The organism is Gymnodinialimonas ulvae (assembly GCF_037543845.1).
Classification (GTDB): Bacteria; Pseudomonadota; Alphaproteobacteria; order Rhodobacterales; family Rhodobacteraceae; genus Gymnodinialimonas; species Gymnodinialimonas ulvae.
Window position 1 is genome coordinate 1,991,469 of sequence record NZ_JBBIFX010000001.1, and the last position, 23,527, is coordinate 2,014,995.

General features: G+C 59.9%; 27 protein-coding genes. 8 read left to right on the plus strand and 19 right to left on the minus strand.

Features of this window, described 5'->3' with window-relative positions:
• Nucleotides 1-36: 36 nt before the first annotated feature.
• On the plus strand, nt 37-1,209 hold the full coding sequence (locus V8J83_RS09625; protein WP_339985830.1) for an alpha-hydroxy acid oxidase: 1,173 nt from the start codon (nt 37-39) through the stop codon (nt 1,207-1,209).
• Here V8J83_RS09625 and V8J83_RS09630 read toward each other — a convergent pair.
• On the minus strand, nt 1,206-2,336 hold the full coding sequence (locus V8J83_RS09630; RefSeq protein ID WP_339985832.1) for an MFS transporter: 1,131 nt from the start codon (nt 2,334-2,336) through the stop codon (nt 1,206-1,208). The two genes, V8J83_RS09625 and V8J83_RS09630, sit on opposite strands and share 4 nt — an antisense overlap.
• Before the next feature lie 132 nt (nt 2,337-2,468).
• Between V8J83_RS09630 and V8J83_RS09635 the strand changes: the two genes are divergently transcribed.
• Nucleotides 2,469-3,122, plus strand: coding sequence for a 50S ribosomal protein L25/general stress protein Ctc (locus tag V8J83_RS09635; protein WP_339985834.1), 654 nt, complete (start codon nt 2,469-2,471; stop codon nt 3,120-3,122).
• 132 nt (nt 3,123-3,254) lie between these two features.
• Nucleotides 3,255-3,722, plus strand: a complete 468-nt coding sequence (locus tag V8J83_RS09640) for a DUF1203 domain-containing protein (protein ID WP_339985836.1) — start codon at nt 3,255-3,257, stop codon at nt 3,720-3,722.
• Here the strand turns inward: V8J83_RS09640 and V8J83_RS09645 are convergent.
• The 3 genes from V8J83_RS09645 to V8J83_RS09655 are packed head-to-tail and all read right to left on the minus strand — an operon-like array spanning nt 3,719 to nt 5,463.
• Entirely contained in the window at nt 3,719-4,432 is a 714-nt protein-coding gene (locus V8J83_RS09645) for an FkbM family methyltransferase (RefSeq protein ID WP_339985838.1), read from the minus strand. The two genes, V8J83_RS09640 and V8J83_RS09645, sit on opposite strands and share 4 nt — an antisense overlap.
• Before the next feature lie 15 nt (nt 4,433-4,447).
• Nucleotides 4,448-4,621, minus strand: a complete 174-nt coding sequence (locus V8J83_RS09650; protein WP_339985840.1) for a hypothetical protein — start codon at nt 4,619-4,621, stop codon at nt 4,448-4,450.
• A complete protein-coding gene (locus V8J83_RS09655; protein ID WP_339985842.1) occupies nt 4,609-5,463 on the minus strand; it encodes an alcohol dehydrogenase catalytic domain-containing protein in 855 nt (284 codons plus the stop codon). The genes V8J83_RS09650 and V8J83_RS09655 overlap by 13 nt, the downstream gene beginning before the upstream one ends.
• Before the next feature lie 110 nt (nt 5,464-5,573).
• On the opposite strand from V8J83_RS09655, the gene pth reads away from it, so the two are divergent.
• From pth to V8J83_RS09670, 3 genes are read left to right on the plus strand one after another with little or no spacing between them, the layout of a single operon-like run.
• Entirely contained in the window at nt 5,574-6,263 is a 690-nt protein-coding gene (gene pth, locus V8J83_RS09660; protein WP_339985844.1) for an aminoacyl-tRNA hydrolase, read from the plus strand.
• The gene (locus V8J83_RS09665) at nt 6,260-7,339 is read left to right on the plus strand and encodes a DUF2332 domain-containing protein (RefSeq protein WP_339985846.1); all 1,080 of its coding nucleotides are present in this window, start codon (nt 6,260-6,262) and stop codon (nt 7,337-7,339) included. Before pth ends, V8J83_RS09665 begins: the two co-directional genes overlap by 4 nt.
• A 34-nt stretch (nt 7,340-7,373) precedes the next feature.
• Entirely contained in the window at nt 7,374-7,760 is a 387-nt protein-coding gene (locus V8J83_RS09670; RefSeq protein ID WP_339985849.1) for a DUF2237 family protein, read from the plus strand.
• On the opposite strand, the gene V8J83_RS09675 is transcribed toward V8J83_RS09670, so the two are convergent.
• From V8J83_RS09675 to V8J83_RS09710, 8 genes are all read right to left on the minus strand, one after another.
• The gene (locus tag V8J83_RS09675) at nt 7,761-8,264 is read right to left on the minus strand and encodes a helix-turn-helix transcriptional regulator (protein ID WP_339985852.1); all 504 of its coding nucleotides are present in this window, start codon (nt 8,262-8,264) and stop codon (nt 7,761-7,763) included.
• Nucleotides 8,265-8,288: 24 nt separating this feature from the next.
• Nucleotides 8,289-8,777 carry a hypothetical protein gene (locus V8J83_RS09680; RefSeq protein WP_339985855.1) on the minus strand — a complete coding sequence of 163 codons (489 nt, stop codon included), beginning with the start codon at nt 8,775-8,777 and terminating at the stop codon, nt 8,289-8,291.
• 87 nt (nt 8,778-8,864) lie between these two features.
• Nucleotides 8,865-9,323 (minus strand): hypothetical protein, encoded by a 459-nt coding sequence (locus V8J83_RS09685; protein WP_339985857.1) that lies wholly within the window; start codon nt 9,321-9,323, stop codon nt 8,865-8,867.
• A 188-nt stretch (nt 9,324-9,511) separates the two neighbouring features.
• Nucleotides 9,512-10,741 carry a tryptophan synthase subunit beta gene (trpB, locus tag V8J83_RS09690; RefSeq protein WP_339985859.1) on the minus strand — a complete coding sequence of 410 codons (1,230 nt, stop codon included), beginning with the start codon at nt 10,739-10,741 and terminating at the stop codon, nt 9,512-9,514.
• A gap of 115 nt (nt 10,742-10,856) precedes the next feature.
• Nucleotides 10,857-11,501: a phosphoribosylanthranilate isomerase gene (locus V8J83_RS09695; RefSeq protein WP_339985861.1), complete on the minus strand. Its 645-nt coding sequence runs from the start codon at nt 11,499-11,501 to the stop codon at nt 10,857-10,859.
• 3 nt (nt 11,502-11,504) lie between these two features.
• Nucleotides 11,505-11,873, minus strand: a complete 369-nt coding sequence (locus V8J83_RS09700) for a LapA family protein (RefSeq protein WP_339985863.1) — start codon at nt 11,871-11,873, stop codon at nt 11,505-11,507.
• Nucleotides 11,874-11,927: 54 nt separating this feature from the next.
• The gene (gene ihfB, locus V8J83_RS09705; RefSeq protein ID WP_339985866.1) at nt 11,928-12,215 is read right to left on the minus strand and encodes an integration host factor subunit beta; all 288 of its coding nucleotides are present in this window, start codon (nt 12,213-12,215) and stop codon (nt 11,928-11,930) included.
• Between the two features lie 541 nt (nt 12,216-12,756).
• Complete coding sequence (locus tag V8J83_RS09710; protein ID WP_339985868.1) at nt 12,757-13,767, minus strand: TniB family NTP-binding protein; 1,011 nt, start codon at nt 13,765-13,767, stop codon at nt 12,757-12,759.
• Between V8J83_RS09710 and V8J83_RS09715 the strand changes: the two genes are divergently transcribed.
• Nucleotides 13,761-14,216 carry a hypothetical protein gene (locus V8J83_RS09715; protein WP_339985870.1) on the plus strand — a complete coding sequence of 152 codons (456 nt, stop codon included), beginning with the start codon at nt 13,761-13,763 and terminating at the stop codon, nt 14,214-14,216. The two genes, V8J83_RS09710 and V8J83_RS09715, sit on opposite strands and share 7 nt — an antisense overlap.
• On the opposite strand, the gene V8J83_RS09720 is transcribed toward V8J83_RS09715, so the two are convergent.
• The 7 genes from V8J83_RS09720 to V8J83_RS09750 form a co-directional block, all read right to left on the minus strand.
• Nucleotides 14,203-16,194, minus strand: coding sequence for a tetratricopeptide repeat protein (locus V8J83_RS09720; protein WP_339985872.1), 1,992 nt, complete (start codon nt 16,192-16,194; stop codon nt 14,203-14,205). The two genes, V8J83_RS09715 and V8J83_RS09720, sit on opposite strands and share 14 nt — an antisense overlap.
• A 77-nt stretch (nt 16,195-16,271) precedes the next feature.
• Complete coding sequence (locus V8J83_RS09725) at nt 16,272-16,676, minus strand: hypothetical protein (protein ID WP_339985874.1); 405 nt, start codon at nt 16,674-16,676, stop codon at nt 16,272-16,274.
• A 39-nt stretch (nt 16,677-16,715) separates the two neighbouring features.
• A complete protein-coding gene (locus tag V8J83_RS09730; protein WP_339985877.1) occupies nt 16,716-17,864 on the minus strand; it encodes an SAVED domain-containing protein in 1,149 nt (382 codons plus the stop codon).
• Nucleotides 17,864-18,388, minus strand: a complete 525-nt coding sequence (locus V8J83_RS09735) for a Mov34/MPN/PAD-1 family protein (RefSeq protein ID WP_339985879.1) — start codon at nt 18,386-18,388, stop codon at nt 17,864-17,866. The genes V8J83_RS09730 and V8J83_RS09735 overlap by 1 nt, the downstream gene beginning before the upstream one ends.
• The gene (locus V8J83_RS09740) at nt 18,378-20,105 is read right to left on the minus strand and encodes a ThiF family adenylyltransferase (RefSeq protein ID WP_339985881.1); all 1,728 of its coding nucleotides are present in this window, start codon (nt 20,103-20,105) and stop codon (nt 18,378-18,380) included. Before V8J83_RS09740 ends, V8J83_RS09735 begins: the two co-directional genes overlap by 11 nt.
• Nucleotides 20,105-21,343 (minus strand): nucleotidyltransferase domain-containing protein, encoded by a 1,239-nt coding sequence (locus tag V8J83_RS09745; protein ID WP_339985883.1) that lies wholly within the window; start codon nt 21,341-21,343, stop codon nt 20,105-20,107. The genes V8J83_RS09740 and V8J83_RS09745 overlap by 1 nt, the downstream gene beginning before the upstream one ends.
• A 919-nt stretch (nt 21,344-22,262) precedes the next feature.
• Complete coding sequence (locus tag V8J83_RS09750; RefSeq protein WP_339985885.1) at nt 22,263-23,114, minus strand: cation diffusion facilitator family transporter; 852 nt, start codon at nt 23,112-23,114, stop codon at nt 22,263-22,265.
• Between the two features lie 62 nt (nt 23,115-23,176).
• Here V8J83_RS09750 and V8J83_RS09755 point away from each other — a divergent pair, with 62 nt between their 5' ends.
• A complete protein-coding gene (locus V8J83_RS09755) occupies nt 23,177-23,527 on the plus strand; it encodes an ArsR/SmtB family transcription factor (RefSeq protein ID WP_339985887.1) in 351 nt (116 codons plus the stop codon).

The following is a 23,527-nucleotide window of genomic DNA, read 5'->3' on the forward strand; positions in this document are numbered from 1 at the left end:
GTAAGGATTTCTTACCACATTGCGGAGCGGTCAAAAATGCCAGTCATCACCGAGATCGAGGACCTCAAGCGTATCTACAAACGCCGCGTGCCCAAGATGTTCTACGATTACGCCGAATCCGGGTCATGGACCGAGCAGACCTTCCGCGAAAACGTCAGCGATTTCGGCTTGATACGCCTGCGACAGCGCATCGCCAAGGATATGGCGGGCCGCTCCACCGCGACGCGGATGTTGGGCCAGGATGTCTCCATGCCCGTGGCTCTCGCGCCCGTCGGCCTCACCGGCATGCAATGCGCCGACGGAGAGATCAAAGCCGCCCGCGCCGCCGAGCGCTTCGGCGTGCCCTTCACTCTGTCTACAATGTCGATTTGCTCCATCGAAGACGTCGCCGAGCACACGCAAAAACCCTTCTGGTTTCAGGTGTACACGCTCAAGGATGATGATTTCATGAAGCGTCTTTTCGCCCGCGCGCAGGATGCGAAATGCTCTGCTTTGGTGATCACCGTCGACCTGCAGATCATGGGTCAGCGCCACAAGGACATCAAGAACGGCCTCTCCGCGCCGCCAAAACTGACGCCGAAATCCATCGCCAACATGATGACGAAGGTGCCCTGGGGCCTTGAGATGCTCGGGACCAAGCGGCGCTTTTTCGGCAATATCGTGGGCCACGCCGACGGTGTGACAGACCCCGGATCGCTGTCGTCCTGGACCGCCGAGGCCTTCGATCCAAGCCTTAACTGGGAACGCATCAAGGAGTTCCGCAGCTGGTGGGACGGCCCCGTGATCCTCAAGGGCATTCTTGATGAAGAGGATGCAAAACAAGCACTTAACGTCGGTGCCGATGCGATTGTCGTGTCAAATCACGGCGGTCGGCAGCTTGACGGCGCGCTGTCCTCGATCCGCATGTTGCCCCGCATCATGGATGTGGTCGGCGACAAGATGGAGGTCCATCTCGACAGCGGCATCCGCTCGGGTCAGGACGTGCTCAAGGCCATGGCCCTCGGTGCGCAAGGCACGATGATCGGCCGCGCCTTCGTCTACGGCCTCGGCGCCATGGGACAAGCCGGTGTGACGCGGGCGCTTGAGGTTATCCACAAGGAACTCGACACCTCCATGGGCCTTTGCGGGGAACGCAGTATCGCGGATCTGGGATACCATAACCTCTTGGTGCCAAAAGACTTCCACGATCATTGGGTGCAGCCCGCCTAGCGGCGCTGCAACGCCTGCACCATGAACGGGGATGCCAGCGCAAGCACCGCCACCACGGCAAAGGCCACGCGCAGGCCGAAGCTGTCCGACACAAAACCCATCACCATGGGGGCAAGGAAAAACGCGGCGAAGCCGATCACGTTGACCCGGGCCACAGCCGTCGCCCGGTGCGCGCGCGGCACCAATCGCCCCACCAGCGCCAGCGCCAGCGGGCCTACGACCGACACACCCAGTCCCATGAGGCCGAAGCCCACGTAGGCCACCACAGGCGTCGGTGCCAGCGCGGCAATCAGGGCGCCGATGCAGGCAATGCCCGACCCCCATGCGATGATCGTCCGGTCCGTCACGCGCCCCGATACGGCCTGCCCCGAAAACCGTCCCGCCGCCATGGTCAGGCCAAGGATGGCCGGGCCCAACGCCCCTTCCGCAGGGTTGCCGCCAAGGGTCCTTTCGATGTGCAGCGCCGACCAGGATTCCACCACCGCCTCCACGAAAAACGCGGTCAAGACGATGCCCCCGCACAGCAGCACGATGACCATGGGCAGATGCACGCTGCGCCTTTCATCCTCGTCCACCGGATGCACCTCCATCCGCATGAACCACGCGCTTGCGATAACCAACACGCTCAGCGTGGCGAAGACTGTGACCGGCGCGATGCCCGCCTCTCGCGTGAAGCCCGTGGCGATGGCGCTCAGGGCATAAGCCACTGAAAACATGCCGTGGTTGGCGTTCATCAGGGGTTTGCCCGTCTCGGTCTCCAACTCGGACACCCGCGCGTTCGACACGATATCAAGGACCCCCGAGGTCAGCCCCAATGCCACCATTGCACTGAAGAAGACGACCGGCGTCGTCACCACACCCGGGATCAGATAGGCCAACGCCAGCAACACCGCCGAGACCGGCAATGACCAGGCCTGCAGCCTGCGGTCAAACGCCGGAGCCAGCCACATCGTCAGCAACAGGCCGATCGGGCTGCCCAACAAGACCAACCCGAACAACGCGTCATCGGCGCCGATCTGGTCCTTCAACACCGGCACATGGGCCGCGAAACTGCCCCAGAACAAACCCATTGCCACGAAACCCAACATGGCACGGCGCGAGATCGAAAGGGCGGGCAGAACACTCATGCGCGAAGCCGTCGCACGGACCCACGCCCCCCGCAAGTGGGGTCTTTTCAAACCGCCCAACCTCGCCTATACGCGCGTCTTCATATCACGGGCCGACACCCTTGGAGGCGGCCCACAATTAGGAGAATAGCAATGGCTGGTAAGACTCCAGATCTTATCGCTGAGGCACGGACGGGGACAGGCAAGGGGGCCGCTCGTCAAGCACGCCGTGAAGGCAAAGTGCCCGGTATCGTATATGGTGGCGGCGATGACCCGCTGCCGATCCAGATCCCCTTCAACGTCCTTTTCAAGAACCTCAAGGCGGGTCGCTTCCTGTCGACGCTGTTCAACCTCAAGGTCGAGGGTCAGGAAGACGTCCGCGTGATCTGCCGCAATGTGCAGCGCGACGTTGTCAAGGATCTGCCCACGCATGTCGATTTCATGCGCCTGCGCCGCACCTCGAAGGTCAGCCTCTTCATTCCGGTCGACGTGATCGGCGAAGAAGAATGCCCCGGCATCAAGCAGGGCGGCTCGCTCACCATGGTGCGCCCGGAAGTCGAGCTGCGCGTGACCGCAGGCGACATCCCCGAGCAGATCACCATCGACATCGCGGGTCTGGAGATTGGCGATACGATCACCATCTCGTCGGTCACCCTGCCCGATGGCGCCAAGGCGACCATCGACCGCGACTTCGTCATCGCGAACATCTCTCCGCCGAAAGGTCTGGGCGGTGCAGCCGATGACGACGAAGGTGAAGAAGAGGTCGCCGCCGACGAGGTTCCGGCCACCGAAGTCAGCGAAGAGTAAACCCTTCGCAACTCACGACATTGCAAAGCGCCGTCCGGGTCCGGGCGGCGCTTTTCGTTTGGGCAGGTTCCGGGTCGCCTCACCGGCCCGGCTCGCGGCATCGTCTGCCCATGTTCACCACGGAGATACCGCATGTCCTTTCGCATCCGCGGGCTTGAAGCCCACCCCTTCACTCATCTCTACGGCCTGCCTGACGCCGAGCTCGCCAACCACGGCGCCAAACGCCACATCGCGGATCGCCCGAACGCCCTGCCCGACCGCATCACCATGCGTGACGCCGAACCGGGCGATGCGATGATCCTGCTCAACCACACCTATCAAACGGCCCGGTCCCCCTATCACGGCACCCACGCAATCTTCGTCAAAGAGGGCGCGACCGTGCCCTATGATGCCATCGACGAAATCCCGCCGGTCATGGTCCACCGGCTTCTGTCGCTGCGGGGGTTTGACGCTTCGGACATGATCGCCGAAGGGCGCGTGGTCGAAGGCCGTGTCGCCGCCGCCGCCATCAACGATATGTTCGAACACCCCGCGATCCGCTACATCCACGCCCATAACGCGGGCCATGGGTGTTTTTCAGGGCTGGTGGAACGCGCTTAGGCCCCCTCCGACCACACCCTGCGAAAGCCAAGGATCTTGCCCCGCGATGTGACCGGATCATAGGTCATGTCCATCGCACTCATCCGGTCCACGATCTTCTTGATGACCTCTGGACTGTAGCGCTTGGGGTGGATCTCCATCACGCAGAACCTCAGCGGACATTTCCACGCCTGGTCAAATAGGTGCGCCTCCGCCCCTTCCACATCCATCAGGACAACATGGGGCCGGTGCGCGCGCAGCAGCTCGTGAAATCCGACCAACGGCACCTCCACCTGCGATCCGCCCGGCGCGCCGAGGCGTGAGCCCGTGAAACCTGGCGATTGGTGAAAATCAGCTGTCGCGCCGTCCGGCGCATGGCCCACGACTGCAGCATGCAGCACGCTGATCCCCCGCACGCCATTGCGCGCATGGTTGGCCGCGATCACCGGAAGAAGCGCGGGGTTGGCCTCCACGGACAGGACATTTTCCGGCTCGGTCTTCCGCGCGGCCAGCGTGCCGACGTATCCGATCCCGGCGCCCAGCTCCAAGACCCGAAATCCGGGCCGTACACAGCGATCCACGACACGCGCTTCGTCGGCCTCATAGGTGCCATCGCTCAGCTTTGCGGCGATGCCCTTGCTCGTCAAAGTCTCCGGCAGGGCCAACTCAACCCCGTTGATGCGATAGATCCGCTCCGCCTCCGTCATGCCCCCGCCCTCCGGCTCTGCCATCGGCCCGATGTCGCCTCACACCCCAAGGTCGAACGCCCCCGTCGAAATCAATGTCTTGCCCGCGCTCATGTCCGCCGCGTAGAGGCCCGGCGCGTCCACCGCGTCCTGCAATGCCGCCACACGTGCCACTTTCGTTTCCGCAAACCCGCCCCGCAGGTTGGACGTCACATCGCGCGTCAGCAAAAGCATCTGCGGCAGGTTTTTTGCGCCAGCCATTTCGACAACCAAAAGCCCTTTATCTGCAAGCCCTTGAAGATCATCGTGCCCGGATGCACCGACGCCGCTTTGCCCGAAAGCCCCCCATAGATCAGGATCTGTCCCTGCCCGCGCAGCGCCTCGGTCAGCCGGAATGTCATCGACCCGCCCACAGCGTCAAACGCCATCCGGCACCGCAATTCCTTGCACAGCGCCTTCAGCGTCTCGTCAAAATCCGGCGCGGTTTCGTTCAAGACATACCGCGCACCTTCGGCGGTCAATGCCGCCACCGTCGCTTCTTTGCGGACCACGTTGATGATGGTCACGCCCTTGTCCGCCGCGCGTTTTCGGATCATCGCGCCAAGCGCCCCGCCCGCGGCCGTCGAAATCGCGCAATTCTGCTTGGCCCGCCGCACCTCCGCCACCAGCGCGATCGCCGTCAGCGGATTGACGAAACTGCTCGCGCCCGCGCCGAACGGCAGGCTGTCGGGCAACGGCACGCATTGCGTCGCCGGCACCACGGCATACTCCGCCCAAAGCCCCTGTTTCGCCGCCGCCATGGCCACGCGCTTGTCGCGCAACCGCCCCGCCAGAAACCCCGCGCCCGCCGCCACGACCTGCCCCGCGCCTTCAAGGCCGGGGATCAGCGGATAGGGCCAGCCAAGGCCGTATTCCCCCTCCAACATCGCCAGATCGGAAGGGTTGATGGGCGACGCCGCGACCCGCACCAGAACCTCGCCGGGTGTCGGCACGGGGCAGGCCACGTCCTCCAGCCGCAATCCCCCTCCGGCCTCGTGCAGGACCAGCGCGCGCATCGTCTGGGGAAGGTCGGTCACAGGCAAAACTCCAAGCATTGGGGGCGCGGCGAGCGTGCCACGCCGCCTGCCGCTTGGCAAACCCAACGCCGCCCCATATCACAAGGGCGCAAACGTGAAGGGGCGCCGCCATGCAACTCTGGGTCGGCCTGGGCAATCCGGGCCCGAAATACGCCAAGAACCGCCACAACATCGGTTGGATGGCGCTGGACCGCATTGCCGATGATCACGGCTTCGCGCCGTTCCGCGCCAAGTTTCAAGGCAGCCTGAGCGAGGGCAAATTCGGCTCCGAAAAGGTCATGCTGCTCAAGCCGGAAACCTTCATGAACCTCTCCGGCCAATCGGTGGGCGAGGCGATGCGCTTCTACAAGCTTGAGCCTACCGACATCACCGTTTTCCATGACGAGATTGACCTCGCGCCTGCCAAGGTCCGGGTGAAGGCGGGCGGGGGCCATGCCGGGCACAACGGCCTGCGCTCGATCCATCAGCACATCGGCCCGCATTACGACCGCGTGCGACTTGGCGTGGGTCATCCCGGCCACAAGGATCGCGTGCCGGGCTATGTGCTCAGCGATTTTGCCAAGGCCGATCAGGATTGGCTCGACGACGTGCTGCGCGGCATCTCCGACGGCGCGCCCGAGCTGGCCCGCGGTGATGGCGGCAAGTTCCTCAACGCCGTCGCCCTGCGCGTGGCCCCGCCGCGCTCCTCGACCTCGGCGCCCAAGAAGACCACCGCCGAGCAGACCCCAGGCGTCGCGCCGCCAGACGCTCGCGAAGACACCCGCAACCCGCTGCAAAAGCTGGTGGACAAGTTCCGGTGAGCACCCGACTGCGCGACGCCTTCGCCCGGCAGGGCATCGTCACCAGGCAGCTCGGCTCCCCGTTCATGGCCCGCCTGATGCCTTTGATCGGGGCGCGGCTCACCGAAGCCACGACCGTCGGTGCGCGGTGTCTTGCGTGGCCAGGTGACGTGAGCGCGGCAGGCCAATCCGTGCCGCTGCGCCTCGCCGGTGCGCTGCACGGGCTGGTCCTTGATCGCACGGACCCCGGCTTGCTGGCCGCCTACCCGCCCCATGACGTGTCCGATGCGGTCCTATGGGAGGCCGTCAACGCGGCGCTGATCACCCATGAGGCGCGGATCATGGCATGGCTCGACCGCCCTCCGCAGACCAACGAAGTGCGCCGTTCAGCGGCGATCCTCGCGGGGATCTGGTGGGCGCTCGGGCAGGTCGGGCGCCTGCCCGTGACCCTGTCCGAGCTTGGGGCGAGCGCCGGGCTGAACCTCTCGATGGACCGCTTCGCGCTGTGCGCGGACGACGCATGGCATGGCCCCGCAGACAGCCCCGTGCGCCTTGCGCCGACGTGGCGCGGCGCGGCCCCACCGCCGCCCGCCCCGATCCATGTCACCGACCGCGCCGGCGTCGATCTGACACCGCTGGATCCGCACAATCCGACCGATCAATTGCGCCTGCTGGCCTATCTCTGGCCCGACCAGACCGACCGGCTTACCCGCACCCGCGCCGCCATGGATCTGGCCCGGACGCGGGTCGAGGCCGGGGATGCCGCGCCGTGGCTGGCACGGCGCCTGGCCCGGCCCTGGCGCGGTCTGCACGTCGTCTATTCCACCATCGCCGCGCAGTATTTCCCCGAACACACACGGACAGCCGTCGCCGACACGCTCAACGCAACCGGCGCACGGGCGGATGCACACACCCCCCTGCTCCACCTTGCGATGGAGGCCGACGACGCCAGCCCCGGCGCGGGATTGATGGCAACGTTGTGGCGCGGCGGCCCGCCCACGCAACACCACCTGGCGCGGGTCGATTTTCACGGCGCCTGGATTGATTGGCGCCAAGAGGCTTCACCTACACCACAATTTCCGCTACCCCAGCGATGAACGACCGCCTGTAGACCGCAGGAGGCACCAGACCATGGGCTTCAAGAAAGCTGACTCCCTCAACGTATTCGGTGAGGCACTCCAGACCTGTTCAACCGATCCAATGACCGGATTCTACCGGGACGGATCGTGCGAAACATGTGCCGAAGATCACGGCGCGCACACCGTGTGCTGCGTGATGACGAAGGAATTCCTCGCCTTCTCGAAATACGTCGGCAACGATCTTTCCACGCCGCGCCCGCAGTACCAATTTCCCGGCCTCAAACCCGGTGACGGGTGGTGCGTTTGCGCAAGCCGCTGGCTACAGGCCGCCGAAGAGGGCGCGGCGCCGTTGGTCAATCTGGCCGCGACCCACAAGCGTGCGTTGGAGATCATTCCGCTGGAAATGCTCGAAGCCCACGCCGCGCGCGAAGAACATTGATCACGCCGCCTCCGGCACCCGCGACTCGATCAGCAGGTCTTCCACAAACAGGCTCAGCAATTGCGGTCGCCCCGACACGCCCGCCTTGCGGTAGATGGCATTCGTCTGCGCCTTGACCGTGCCCGCCGATGTCTGGCGCATATCGGCAATCTCCGACAGTGAGAGCCCCTTGAGCGCGAAAAGCGCGACGTCCTTTTCCGCCGGTGTGAGGCCCCATTCTTCAAAGCGTTCCTCCACGAGATCCATGAACGCCCCCGATGCCAGCCGCAGCGCGGCCTCAGCCCGCCGCGTCCGCCGGATTGCCGCGCGCAACAAGGCCGCCCCCAATACCACCCCGATCACAAGGCCCAAGGCCGCCCCGATCTCGATCAACTCGTGGTAGGTCCATGGGATCGGCGCCCACGGGATACCAAGTACGCCCAACATGATCTCGGCCACGAAAAAGATCGCGCAAGCCGCCTGAACCATAAGGATCGCGGCAAAGACCCACGGCCGGTTCAGCATGAAAACCTCCGACGCCGGACGCGATCAATCGTCATCATCGCCGTCCCCGCCGTCATCATCACCGCCGTCGTCACCACCATCATCGCCGTCGTCGTCATCCCCGCCGTCATCATCGTCGTCGTCGTCGTTCCCGGCGCCACCAACTCCGCCGTGATCGTCATCGTCATCATCGTCATCATCGTCCCCCGCTCCGCCGTCCGGGTCACCCGCCGATTGGCCGGGGCGCGTGCCACCATCGCCTTCACCCAACGGCGATTGCGTCCATGAATAATCCCGAAGGATCGCGCCATTGCGCGGATCGAACACCACTTCGCGCATCTGCGCACCGCGCCGCGCCACCACGCGCACGCGGCCCAGTAGCGTTCGGGTGACCCGCTCGACCTCGAAGCCCTGCGCGCGGACCTGCGCGACAACCTGATCGGTGGGCGAGCTTTGCGCCATCGCACCGCCCGCCGCAGAACTGGCTGCCCCGGCGGCGAGGGCCAGAAGGAATTGGCGTCTGGATCGGGTCATATGGGTCTCTCCCGCTACGGGCCCGCCGGTGTGAAAACCGGCGGGCTGCACTGGCCTCTGGGCTGATCGAAACCGGGGCAAGCCGGATCAATCGTCGTCGTAATCCTCGTCGTCGTCATCGTCGTCGCCGCCGTCGTAATCGTCACCACCGTCATAGTCATCATCGTCATCGTCATCGCGGTCGTCGTAATCGTCGTCGTCGTCTCGGTCATCATCGCGGTCGTCATAATCATCGTCGTCGTCATCATCATCGTCGTCATAATCAACACCAATGCCGGCGACGGACTGCCCGGAACTCCCCTCGTCGATATCGGCGGAAATAAGCTCGCCGGCCCTGGTGTAGTAGAAATCGCCTTCGATGTTCGCGCCATAGGCATCGACGTCAAGTCGGTTGCGTTCGACATCGATCTCGATCCGGGTGAATCCCTGCGCGCTGAGATCGGCAACGACCGCGTCGATCACGCTCTGCGGAATGGATTGGGCATGGGCGGCCCCCGCGATAAGGGCGGCGGCGGAGACGGTCATCAGTTTGAGTGTCTTGGACATGGTGCGGTTCTCTTTGCTGTGTGATGGCGCTGCCCCCGTGGCATCGCCTGCCAAAAGACCTGACCGATCCCGGTGCCGACCGATATTGGCACGGGGTTTAGATCGGGCGCCATAAACCCAAGAAAAAAGCGCCTAAACCTTACGTTTAGACGCCTTATTCTGTTGGTTTAGCCGATTTCAGGCTGCTGTCACGCCCCGGTCATATCCCAGCCGAGCGCGCGCGCGACGGTGAAGATATCCTTGTCGCCGCGCCCGCACATGTTCATCACCAGCAGGTGGTCCTTCGGCAATTCCGGCGCGATCTTGCACACATGGGCCAGTGCGTGCGACGGCTCCAGCGCGGGGATGATGCCCTCGGTCTCGCACGACAGTTGGAACGCCTCCAGCGCCTCGGTGTCGGTGATCGACACATATTGCGCCCGCCCGATCTCGTGCAGCCACGCGTGCTCCGGCCCGATCCCGGGATAATCCAGGCCCGCGCTGATCGAATGGCCTTCCAGAATCTGGCCATCATCATCCTGCAACAGGTACGTCCGGTTGCCATGCAACACACCGGGCCGCCCACCGGTCAGGGACGCGCAATGCTCCATCTTCTCGTTCACACCGTGCCCCCCGGCCTCGACCCCGATGATGTTCACATCCGTGTCATCGAGAAACGGAAAGAACAGACCCATCGCGTTTGAGCCGCCACCGATTGCGGCGATGATCGTATCGGGCAGGCGCCCTTCGGCGGCCATCATCTGTTCCTTGGTTTCCTTGCCGATGATCGCCTGAAAATCGCGCACCATCGCCGGGTAGGGATGCGGCCCCGCGACCGTGCCAATGCAGTAAAACGTGTCACGCACATTGGTCACCCAATCGCGCAGCGCGTCGTTCATCGCGTCTTTCAACGTGCCCCGCCCGGAGGTCACCGGGATCACTTCGGCCCCCAAAAGCTTCATTCGGAAGACGTTGGGTGCCTGCCGTTCAACATCGGTCGCCCCCATGTACACCACGCATTTCAGGCCGAACTTCGCGCAAACCGTCGCCGTCGCCACGCCGTGTTGGCCCGCGCCGGTCTCTGCGATGATCCGCGTCTTGCCCATGCGTCGCGCCAGGATGATCTGCCCCAGCACGTTGTTGATCTTGTGCGCGCCGGTGTGGTTCAGCTCGTCGCGCTTGAGGTATATCTTCGCGCCGCCCAACCGCTCGGTCAGCCGCTCCGCGAAATACAACGGCGACGGGCGGCCCACATAGTGGGTCCACAGATCATGCATCTCGGCCCAGAAACTGTCGTCGGTCTTCGCGTGCTCATATTGCCGCTCCAACTCAAGGATCAGCGGCATCAAGGTCTCTGACACAAACCGCCCGCCAAAATCTCCGAACCGCCCCTTGTCGTCGGGACCGGTCATGAAACTGTTCAAAAGATCGTCCGGCATAATCGCTCCAATCGGCTCAAACCGCGCACCCTGTCTTCCATTGGTCCTAAATACCTTGGGGGGCCCGGGGGGCAAGACCCCCAGTCGGTCGGCCCGCAAAACGCGGCGAAATCCCTCAGCCCTGCAACGCCTCCGCAAAAGCCTGCATCAAGGCGCCATCCTTCACGCCAGGCGCGCTTTCAACGCCGGAGCTGAGGTCAACCTGCCGCGCGCCCGTCTGCGCCGTGGCCTGAGCCACGTTGTCGGGCGTCAAACCTCCGGCCAGCATCCATGGCACGGTCCAGTATTTCCGCGCCTTCAGCAGGTCCCAGTCGAACGCCGCCCCGTTTCCGCCCGGCAGGTCCGCGCCCTTCGGTGGCTTTGCGTCGATCAGAAGTTGATCGGCGACCTCTGAATAGACGTCGATCGCGGGCAGGTCGGCGGCCACGCGGATGCCGATGGCTTTCATGACCGGCAAACCATACCGCGCCCGCACCTGCGCCACGCGCTCCGGCGTTTCAGACCCGTGAAGTTGCAGCATATCAAGCGGCACACGACCGGTGAGCTCATCGAGGAACGCGTCGTCCGCGTTCACCGTCAGCGCGACCTTGGCTATGCCCGGCGGCACGTCGAGGGCCAGCGCCCGTGCGGTGGCGAGCGACACGTTGCGCGGCGATTTCTCGAAGAACACGAACCCCACGTATCGCGCTCCTGCGGCCACCGCGGCGGCCACGTCAGAAGGGCGGCTCAGGCCGCAGAACTTGATGGCGATGTCAGCCATGGCTCAGCGCGCGGTGTCGGCCTGGTCAAGAATGGCGAGAACATCATCGTCGCTGTCGGACGTGCGCCCCTTCATCTGCGCGACTTCCTGGTTCAGGCGCTGCGCCTCGCGGCGTTGCGTCTTGGCCTCGGCGCGGTAACGATACTCGCGCAGCCATTCCCAGATGAAGCCGACGATTATGCCGACCAGAAGGGCCGCCACGACCACGAAAAACAGCGACGTGGTGTATTCGTTGCGCAGACCAACGGCAGCGGCCAGCTCATCCGGCATCAGATGCAAGGTCACCGGCGCGTTGTTCGCGAAGAACAGAAGCACAAGCGCAAGTGCCACCACCACCAGAAACAGGATTTTCAGATACCGAAAGATTGCCATCTCATACCCCCTGATCGCTCCCGACCCGTGGTTCTTGCACCCAGGGTCAGGCGGTCACCCGTCGTGACCGTTCAAACGATCGCGTAACAGTTTCCCGGCCTTGAAGAAAGGCACATGCTTTTCATCGACCGACACGCTTTCGCCGGTGCGCGGGTTGCGCCCCACGCGGGCGTCGCGTTTTTTGACGGAAAAGGCGCCAAATCCGCGCAGTTCCACCCGGTTTCCATCGGCCAGCGCATCAATGATTTCCTCGAAAATCGCGTTGACGATGCGTTCCACGTCCCGCTGGTACAGGTGCGGGTTTTCTTCGGACAGCTTTTGGATCAGCTCGGAGCGTATCATAGATCATCCCCATTGATCTTCGGTGTATACCGGGCGCACCCGATAGTCAGGCACTATAGGCACATCACGGACGGGTGAACACTCCAAAGCCGACATTTTAACGGTTAACTGACGGCCAAATCCCTGTTTCTGCGCGTGATTTTGCCGTCCCCGGGCTATAGTGCACCTGGCCTGCGGGCAAAATGCCGCGCGGGCGCGGGCGATTCGGGGGGTGGTTCGCGGCCGACCCGGTCGGACGGGCCTTGATGGCCTAACGGCCCTGCAGGGCGCGGCTCGATTGCCGATCTTGGCGGCTCGGCCCCGCGCATGAAACGCCCGGCGGCCGCGCAAGGCATGTGACGTTCGACATCTAAAGTCCGTTCCTAAAAAATAACACCCCTTTGTAATACAATAATAATATTTCCGTTGCGACATTCTCTTTTTCGTCCTCGCGACACACAATTTCCGTCTTTCGACAGCTATAGCCCGTTCGATTTCTGCAATTTTTCCATGAAAAAAGCCGCTCATTCCTGAGCGGCTTGGATTTCCTTACCTTGGCAGCTTATCTCTTCCGAGGTTTCCTTCGGGTCCGCCTCGATTCTTTGATATGTCTGTCCATCGCGACCGTCGTGTCGATGCTCCGCCACTCATGGCTAAGGAACGGATTCACTGCATCGTCGCAGTTCATCCGTTCAAAATAATCTTCTGCGAAATGTTCGATCGTGAGCTTTCGACCGTTGGACTTCTTTGCAATGCCAGTTGCGCCGATGAACATTTCGATCGCCATGCCGAAACGCTGTGCCGATGCATGCATCAGGATCTTGATGAATTCACTTTCATCCAGCAAGCCACCATCTTCCAACCCTGCACTTTCCAGAAGTTCCTTGATGGAGCGTTTGATCAATGGGCCATCTTTGCTGAAGGTCATCGGGAGAACTTCGATCGGCTTGAGCCGGCGCTGAAGTGCCTTATCCTGATTGATGATTGTTTTCGCCTCCATCGTGCCGGTGATGATGACGCAAATCGGCCAGGACCTATTTTGCATGAAATTGCGGAACCTACCGGTAAAGTGCTTCATGCTGTCGCTTGTCACGTACCGACCGCTGTCCTGAACTTCGTCGAGATGAAGTGCGGCAATTCCCTTTTGCTGAAGCCTGTTTACGACAAGACTAATGAGGTAGCCCTCGTCACGGCGCGCGGAGATCGGATAGCCCAGATCATGCAGGATCAGTTCGCAGGTCTCTTTCACAGTCGCCCGACTTGGCACCGTAACACTCCAGATCAGAGAGCCATACTGAAGCCCACCGGTCGCATCGACGATTTCCTTGAATTCAGATGCGATCCGCTTGACCATGCGGGTCTTGCCGATCCCTGGGGGGCCGATCAGGGCCGCGCCGCGCACTTCGGTGTTTCCACGGCTGAGGCCCTCTTCCCGGTCGATCAAAGCCGTGAAGACACGGTCTTTGAGATGCTTGAAATCCTCCGTCTCGAAGAACTGGCTTTCAAGGTCGACCTTTGATCGAGCCTTGCTTTTCAGTGCGTTGAATTTAGCAACATCGATTGTCGTTGGCATGGCGATCCCTCCCCTTACATCTACCGAGAAAATTTCTTGCTGGTCCGGAAACGATCAAGGCTTCCGGGTTCGTCCGGGAGAACCTCCGCGTTGACCCCGTGTTCGTCCTCTGTGGCATCATCCTGCGCCGGCTCTTCTTCATCATGAATGTCATCGGCAGTCGTCTCGAAGCCCCCGTTGACCGGATCTTCATATTCATCCCGCCCAATGAAGGGTTCCTCGTTCGACCCCTTCCCGAAAGACAGCTCGAGGCTCGCACGATCCAACTCGGTTTGGGTGTAGCCAGTCATGCCCATGTCGTTGCCACGCATGATCTTGCCGACGAGTTCCGCTCGACGCCGCTGTGCCTCGTCACGCGCGCCACTGCGGCGCTGGCGGTCGAGGGCAGCCTCCGCACGCCTCAGCTGGCATTCTTCTTGCCACTGCCGAAGGGTCTTACCGCGCAGTGAATTGTCCAGTGCGGGGACGGAAATCCGAAGGCTGTCCAAGCAGGTCTTCGACCACAACGTCATCGAGAAGCTTGTCCGCCGGCCTTTTTTGATTGGAGCGTCCGAGCGCCTGCCAGAGCGCGAGCAGCGTATGCGCTTGATTGGGTTCCAAGACCAAGGACCGCCGGAACCATGGAACCGCCTCCCTTGGCTTCCCGAGCGCCATCATGAAATGACCTCCGGCTTTCTGGAGGTCTGCATCTCCGTCGGCATGTGGGCGAACCTCTCTAAAAAACGCCTCACCCGATTGGCGAGGCTTGGAGACCCGGGCATGCGCGACGGCAAGGCGGAAACGCTCCGGTCCGGCTATGGTCGGGTCCACATGATCCTGAAGCAAGTCGATGACATCGTCCTGCCAGTCGAGGCGTGCGGCTTCTTCCGCCAAATTAAGGCGAAAGAGGCGACTGTTCCCATCGTCCGCTTCGATCGCGCGCCTGAGAGCAATTTCAACAGGGGCATCAATTTCTGCCCGACGCGCCAGGCGGCTGATCGTCAAAAGTGTTGCGGGATCCTCAGAATTGTTGGCAAGTGCCACGAGGGACGCGCCGCTGTCCGCTTCGTTTTCTGAGATCGCCCTCAAGACGTCCAGCAACTGCTCTGATGGAATTTCGCCCGGATGGTCAAGGTCTTCTGCGTGGGTCTCAACGACAGAGACCGCCTTGTTCCAGTCTCTCTTGCGAACGGCCCACTCCAGCAACATGATTGCCCGATCCTTGAAAGGCATCTCAGAGATTCTTTCGAGAACATCATCTCGACCGACGTCAAGCGCGACCGCGGCGACGATCGTCCGACTGACTTCATCTTCAATGAGATCGTCGATCGCTGTTTCGATAAGGTCCATGGCCCGCTCAGAGTCGCCCGAAATACGGTATCCCGTCACGGCGTTCTGCAGGAGTGAGAGATGGGTCCGTCGGGCTGGAACCTCGGTTTCGAGTAGGGTCGTCCAGAGGTAGGACAGATCCTCTGCCGCTGTGCGGGCGCGCGCCCGAGCAGATGCAACCTCCGCCACAGTGGATGTCTGCGAGACCACAATCTCCACAATCTCGTCTAGCGCCGCTTCAGATGCGTATCGACGGGCAGCCCGTGCGTCAGGATGTTCCGCAAGCGCATCCCGTGCCTTCGCACGCCAACGAATGTCATCTCGGGCCCGGAGGACATTGACCGTCGTGAGCATGACGTCCTGATCATGACGGACGGCGGGAGGCACCTCGTCAAGGTAAGAAAGGTCTGCTCCGATCGCTCCGTTGGCCTGAACGAAGTTCAACCAATGGCTCGCCACATCGGGTTCTTCGTTGAGCAGCGCCTGTGCCAATTGCACCGCCTGTTCAAGATCACCCCTGAACAGGAAGCCTGCCACGGCATTGCTCCGAATTTTATCGGATTGCGGATCAAGGTCGTAGGCTTTCAGAAATAGCGCGCCGGCCTGCTCTTCCTCCCCCAGGTTCAATTGGCACGTTCCTTTGAGCGAGGTGATCTTCGCGTGCCACTGCGGCTCCTCGTCAACCGACGGGCCGTCTCTTTCAAGGTCTTCAAGGACGCCAAGCGCAGTTACATATTGACGTTGTTCGATAAGACGACGTCCGGGCTTGAGGGCAATGTCGCTGAAATCAGAACGGACAGTTTTTTGCGGAGTCTTTTGCTCTACGATATCCAATCTGGACGTGACATCGTCCAATCGACCGGTCGTCCGGCCTTCAAGCGCAAGGTGGCGCCTGGTCTGCTCTTCAAGGCGGTCGCTGTGCTCATTCAGCTCTTTTGACACATCACAGTGCCACTCAGCTGTCTTCTTGTCCCGTTCGGACGGAAGGACATGGCGCCCCAGCGTCGCAAGCGGCCCACCAACAGCAGGCACCGCTGACACCGCGGCATCGACGGCGTTTCGGTAACCTTCTGACGCGCTGGTCATCTCTTCCGGTGGGCGGATCTTCTTGCTCGACATTGTGTTTCTTGTTCTTGCTATGTTCAGCAGAAATACACGGGGACTCAGGAATATTCCAGCGATTGTAACTAAAGCTGTTACTTGATCATTTTCGCATTCAGCCAATCTGCGATGGCGTCCTGCAGCATCCACGGCGATGGCGCACTGAAGGCAACTGATGACGCATCGGATACAGTAAAGTAGCACCATTCTTCATCGTCAGATAACCATTCTCCCAAGATCTCACCATCCAGAAGCAGAACATCTCCTTGGAAGGCTCTATTGTGGTAACCGGTCATAATCGTGCCCTGGCGGATCATTGCACCGTCTTCGACAAGTGCGCAGATCGACTCAAATTGGGCTTCGATTGACTCTGTCGTGGCGCCAAACAACTTGCCAACTTCGAATATTCTGTATTTCACCAGCCCAACGTGGGTGTTGCCTGCTTGATCGAATGTGATCTCACACGAGTGATCGCCGCTCGTAATGACGTGTCTTCCCATTGTTCCGATGCCACCCCTTTCTTTTCAAACGAGTAGTTTTTAGTCTTCTGCCGAGGCGTCGAAGGACAGGCGTCGGACAAACCCGCGACCCCGCACCTGGTCGAAAATGTCGACACTGGGATGAGCCTTGGGTTGCCAAACCCTGCCGAATTCAATCGCGCAAGACACGGGGATTGCTGGAAAGACAGATAGGCTGACATCCATTCCGTGTACGTTCTTGATCTCGTCCAAAGTCGTTCGAACGATGGACCTGTATCGGCTGAGATCACTTTTGTGGCGGATCACGCCCTGTGTCTGCGGGTCGCTCGAGATATCCCAGATTGATACATCCTCACCGATAACCTCGGTGATACGATGATCGGCTATGTGAGACGTCACAGAAAGCTTCAGTGCTACGTGTTTCGGTTCAGGACGCCCTTTCGTTCTATTGAAGTCTACCTCCGGGCCGTCTTCAGGCCATTTCCATTGAACCGGTTCGCGGTGACGCTCGTAGACATCGGCATCCGAAATGTCCGAGACTAGCCGACCAAGCTCCATCAGCAGCGGGATGGGCGCGAGGCCGAAGACGGACAGGTGGCGAATATCACCATTTTCGAAACGGCCTCTCACACTGCGTTCAATTCCGGCCCGCAGGGTTTCCGGCTGCACACTCCAATAGGTGTCATCGGTATCTTGAAAGTGCATGCCTCTCACCTTGATCTCGGTTGGCCGGCGCTCAGCAGGCGTCCTTTCCGGCAAGATGGCATCTACGCAGTCGTCAAAAGCAACGGCGGTTTCATTTGGTCCAACCGGTGCGGAGAACTGCAGGATGTGGGATCGGCTTTCGGGTCCGGAGGATAGGACCAGGTCCACCCAATCCTCGTGGTCTTTCTTCCACTTCAACAGAAGATCCTCGGGATAGTCCTGCCAGGTGTCCTCGCCGTCGATCGCCCGATGATGTACATCGCACATCAACATGATGTTCGCTGCATCATCGGATAACTCATGCGATCTTGTTGGATGTCCTCGTTTGCCATTGGGCGACGAAGCGATAATGTGCGCCAGATACGCAGCATTTATTTCCGCTTTGCCTGCGATCAGGTCATGATCGAGAGCCTTGCGGCAGTTCCTGAATTGGCATCGTCCAGCAGCACGTCCCCAGACCAACAACTTCGTAACCTCGCGTGGTTGCTTTCCTCTATTTGACATCATTTTCTCTCCTGCCCGGCGAGTGGCTCATCCACCAGAAAGCCGCCGTCAATTGCCAATTGACGGCCGGTGGTCATTCGCCCCTGTTTGGGTGACAGGCCACGCTGAAAAGTCGTAAGAGTGGCTTGTATCGACGCAGAATGCATCAGACGCACGATGAGCAAAACCGCAAAAGACGGCCCGTTATCTTCGACCATCTTTGTCATTGTGGCCACATCGATATCGCTTGGAATAGGTTGGAATGTTGGATGCGAATGCCATTCGCCCAGATAATCGACGCGCCCTGATCGACTTGTATTCTCACTTAATATTTGATCGAGTTTTTCGTCGTGCTTCCGTAGCAAGCTGGCAAAGCGATCATAAGTTCCAGCTTCCAGGTCGACTGTGAAACCGACCAATTCAAAGTCACTTGGCGCAAGCTGTTCTGCGACCAGCCATCCGCCGATCTCGCGCAGACCACCTTTCTGAAGGCATGTCCGCATCTTGGCCATCTGGTGCGATGGAATCTTGAGACTAAGCGTCATTGTCAATCTCTAAGTATTCCAAGATTTTTTGGATACCAGAGCCGTCATCTCCGCCGCCCCCAACCCCCCATCCATCATGCGGGCCATAAACAACAGGATGAGTGTCGAAAGGGTGGTCAAATATCCAACCTTTTCGCAGCCCGACATAGTACGCAGGCTCAGGATGAACTCTTCTCTCTGGCGGCGAAATCGCATCAAGAGCGTGACGGACTAGCCGGTTAGCTAAGACTCCTACATCGCCATCCGAAGCAATTAGCGGTTCCTCTTGATCATCGGCCTGCACTCCGTAGTCGTGCTCACGCCCCTCCGGGGGTACCTGGCCCCTTGCGTCGCACCACGCCCGTAACTGAGAAGCCGCGGTCATAGGAGGCGGATCCTCATGCGGAACACTCCGAGCAACAAGGCCTCCAATACCGCCTGCATAGACGCGCGCCCACGCAAGCGGCTTTTTCCTTTTTGTGCAAATAGCTGCAGCCATTCGAAACACGCCACTGTCCGCGGTCGTATCTATCACGAGGTCGCAGGAACTAACGATATCACCGAGCTGCTCGATGTTCTGGACTGTCGATTGTGAAGTCAAACTTATCCGAAGGGCAGATACACGCGCTCTGGGATTAAGTCGAAACAAACGGTGCTGGAGCGAAATCGCTTTGTGATGACCGACATCCATCTCATCCAACTCGTTGCGTACCAAATTGTCGGCCCAAAGTACATCGTTGTCGAGCAGTACAAACCGGCCGACGCCTTCGCGTGTCAATCCTGCGGCAACCTTTGAACCAAGCGAGCCGGCGCCAATGATGCAGACGCTGGATTGTCGAAACATCTGTCCCTGTACCCTCCTCTCTTTGGAGCGCGGTGGCTCGAAAGTACGAAACAGGTCAATCGTCCTTTCTTTCCCTTGATATCGAACACGTATCAAGACCTCCTGCGCGCCATTCGACAAGACCACCAGCATATCCGCAGTCCTTGAAATCATGCCTCTCAACCATTGAGGCAGAAGCAGATACAGTTGATCTCCTGCTTCTTGGGTCGCAAGATCTGGGAGCACACGAATATCAGGCAGTCGATATAATACCCCTTCGACCACGTTACCGCCAAATCCCGGGCCATCTCCAGGGACTCTAAGTCCAGCTTCGTACCCGATGGACGCAACCCGAGCGACCTGCGCATTATCTGCATCGGTCGATCCGATCCTTTGCTCTAGCGTCAAACGCAATTCAGTCACACGTCCCGCCAAACGTATTCGTAAAAGGCGTGCAGTTTCGGGCGATAGCATGAACCTGCGTGGATAGATCGAAAGCAGGAAAGCGAAGTCAGCAGGATGATCACTTTCGACTTCAGATCGCAATTCGGTCGCAGGCGTAGCATCAAGAAGCACCTTGGCGCTTCGAACCACATCTGTGCTCCTGCAATCGGGGTGCCAGTTGTCCGGCCTATACTGAAGGCATAATTCACCCCCGGTTCCGTACTGATGCTGCGACAGCCGGACCGTGTCGTCCGCCGGAAGCACGAAGGGCGGCAAATCCGGGAAAAGAGCCGGAAAAACCAGTTGAAGAGGAATGGATCTGTCAGGGGTCACTAACGTGAATGACCAAGTCAGCAGACCATTGCTGCCTTGAGTGAAGGCAGCGTCTTGAAGCCAAGTCACGCTAGACGCCAACTCGGATAGCGCCTCACATTCTTCTATCAACCTCCCCTCTAAAGGCGTCTCGCCCATTAACCGAAACCTTTTGGCTCCGTCGGCCTACGCGGCTCATCACCAAACACCAGACCAGGTGACGCTGCGCCGGCTGCAGCGGCCGGAGCAACCGACGCCGCCCTGGGTCCCGCGTGCGTAGAGAGCCTTGATCGGGCTGCCGTGATGACTTGGTCACCGAGATCTCGCGCCAATTCGTTAAAAACCGTATTGGCATCACTGAACCCCTGCACGGCCCCAAAGTGATTGCGTGCAGCATCAAGCCATTCAAAAAATGCATCGCCACGTTCAGGGTGCGTTTCCCAGCGGTCGGCAAAATTCTCAGATGGATCTGTCGGGTTGGCAATCCAATGAATGCCCTGCCGATTTTCGATTTTGAGGTGCATGTCTTTCAGGATTTTTGCAATCGCATCAGATACGCGTGCTTCACCATCGTAGGCATGTGAGGAGAGCGTCGTAAGGATCACGCTGATGACCTTCAGGTCCGGGTCATCTTGCTCGGCGAACCATTCGTCTCGGTGCCTCTTTAAAATCATAATGGCAGATTGTAGGGGCGTTCGGACCCGGAAAGCAGGGACATCTTCCACACTGGCCGTCACGTTACCCCGCTCGTTCAAATAAGCGCGACGACGTTCGTTCAACTGCTCCAGCTGACGTGACTTGAACCAAGTCGCGAAGCCACGTGGGTTACTTCCCGGCCAGTCGTCAGTAATGATATGATATGTCTCGATCTCTTCGTTGTCCGTAATTGCGATTGCACCGTCGGCAAGCGACTCGTCAGCACGGAAAGATGCGAGGACCATGCGCATGTTCCCCTCGTTTGGTAGGGCAGGCAGGACATCCATGTGGAATTGCGCGCCATCAGCATAGACAAGCGTACAACAGCGCCTGGACTCTCCAACCGGATTTTGAATTCCGCGGGCCTGTCGATACGCTCTCAATTCATCCCTTAACAGACTGCGTAGATCAGCTTGGCTGATGTGCTTTTTCGTCAGTGCATTGAAAGCGACCACGATGTCGAGATCGTAATCCTCATCCGTCGACGCGGGCTTGATTGGCGTTCCGAGAGCGAAAGAGCCTTGTATGTAGACCTCAGGATCAAATTTACGGACACTAGATTCATCACGGTGCAAGAATTCGCCGAGGTCTTTATATCTCCGCTCAGCCTGATCAAAACGGTTTTGGGGAACTGCCAACTCATCGGCCAGCTTCTCTATTGCTACGTTGTATCCGTATCCGATACCAAAATTGGCACTCATTACTGCATCCCTCAAGTGGTCGTGTTTCTATTTAAAGTGATACCTAAGAGGTTATGTTTCAAGGCCAACTATCAAGGTATGAAATCTTGACGTTTGTGCCTAGACAAAAACCAAGCCGCAACGCGTTGCAGTTCTTGTCATAGACACGCCTTCTTCAGATCCCGTGCGCAGTATCTCCGCTTTGTCTATAGCCATTTTGTGCAAACTAGGTATTTGGCCACGGCGTTCTTTGGCCACGGCGTTCTTTGGATCGGATTGACCATGAATCGATCTAGTTCTGAAGTCCAGATTCTGCAGATGTTCTCGTAGGGCGCGAGACCGCTGGGGGTCTTGAGCCGGCGGATGAAGATGTAGGCTGCCATGAAGTCGGCAAGGTGCGTACCCAACTAATCTGGCTTTCGTCTTGGAAACAATTCAGGGCGACATTCTTGATCGTGTGGTTCATGCTGTCGACCTGACCATTGGTCCAAGGATGGCTGAAGGCGCAAGTTCTCCTTTTCTCGGGCCTGATCGCGATCCTTTACTAAGCCCGCTTTACCCGCATCGCCAAAATATCTGACTCGAATTTCATCGCTCAGTTTTTCTATGTATCGCTATTCTATGCTGCTTTGATCGGCTACGTGGCCTTCTGCGAAACCGTCTGGCCTCTTTTGAGCATCAGATGCTCAAACATCCTGTCGGGCGCGTTTCTCGTGATGGAAGATCGAAACCCATAGCAGAGCAGACCTTGGAGGAAACACCGCGCAAAGCGGGTTTCCACACCGTCAGCCGATGGATGTAAGGTGCAGCGCACCACTTTTCTTCCCAGAACAGCCGTTCGCGGGTCATGCGGCAAAAGGGGGTGAATAGCCCAGACTCACCGATGCTGCAGCGCGCACGAAGGTCAGCTTCCGTTTGAACGCGTCGCGCCTTGATGGAGTTAGTCAGCTTCTGCCAAGTCACTCCGGGCATCCCGAATGATCATCCATGATGAATGCAGGAACAGTCCGGCGATGGCGAACGCGACGATGAGGTCGGGCCAAGAGCTGCCAAGCCATGCGACCAGTCCGGCTGCGATCACCACGGCAAGGTTCCCGATGGCGTCGTTGCGGGAGAACAGCCAGACGGCTCGCATATTGGCATCACCCTTGCGGTGCTTCAGCAGCGGCAGCACCGCGAGGATGTTCACGATCAGCGCGCCCACCGCGAAGGCTCCCATCAACCCGGCTTCGGGCGTCGTCTGATTGAGAACGCGCCAAATCGTGCTGCCGACAACGCCAAGGCCCAAAAGCCCGAGGAACACACCCTGGATCATCGCTGATCGCGCCCGCCACGTCAGGCTCCAACCGATGGCGAGAAGGCCCAGGAATGTGATCGCGCCATCACCCAGAAAATCGAGCGCGTCTGCCTTCAGCGCCTGCGAACCGGACAGGAACCCGCCGAACATCTCGACCACGCCGTATCCGAGATTGAGTGCGACCACGATCCAGAGCGCGCGACGATAGCTCGGGTCCTTGTAGGCCGGATCGGACGATGTATCGCCGTCCTCGATCTTCTCGAACCCGTAGCCGGTCGCGTCAAGCGCGGGCCGCACTTTCGGCAGGTCGCTCTCCGCGATCCGCAATGTCATGATTTGGGTTGCGGCGGACACTTTCACGTCGCCTCCGACCACGCCCGCAGACCGCGCCGCTCGCTCAATCTCGGCGGCATCCTTTGCGCAGTCCATGCCCTGCACCCGCATCCGGATCGGCGAGGAGGCTGTCGCCAACGTGCTGTTATCGGACTCGCTCATGTGCGATCCTATTCGAGGTGGCGGCGAAAGAGGTCGCCTCTAACGTATCAGTGGATAATGATATGACGACGCAAGACGTTCAAGACAAACTTTCGGCATCCGACGCCCTGGAATTGCGGGCAAAGCTCTTCCGGGGTCTCGGCGATCCCAGTCGTTTGGCAATCCTCGACGCATTGATATCAGGCGAAAGCAGCGTGCAGGAAATCGTCGGACATACGGGGTTGGGTCAGCCCAACGTCTCGAACCATCTGCGCTGCCTTCTCGACTGCGGGCTGGTTAGCCGCCGCAACGAAGGTCGGTTCGTTCGGTATTGGCTTGCTGACAGGCGGGTCGCCGGGCTGATCTGTGATGCAGATCAGCTCCTTGCCTCGACCGCAATCGGTATCGACAACTGCGAGCGCTACACGGAGTAG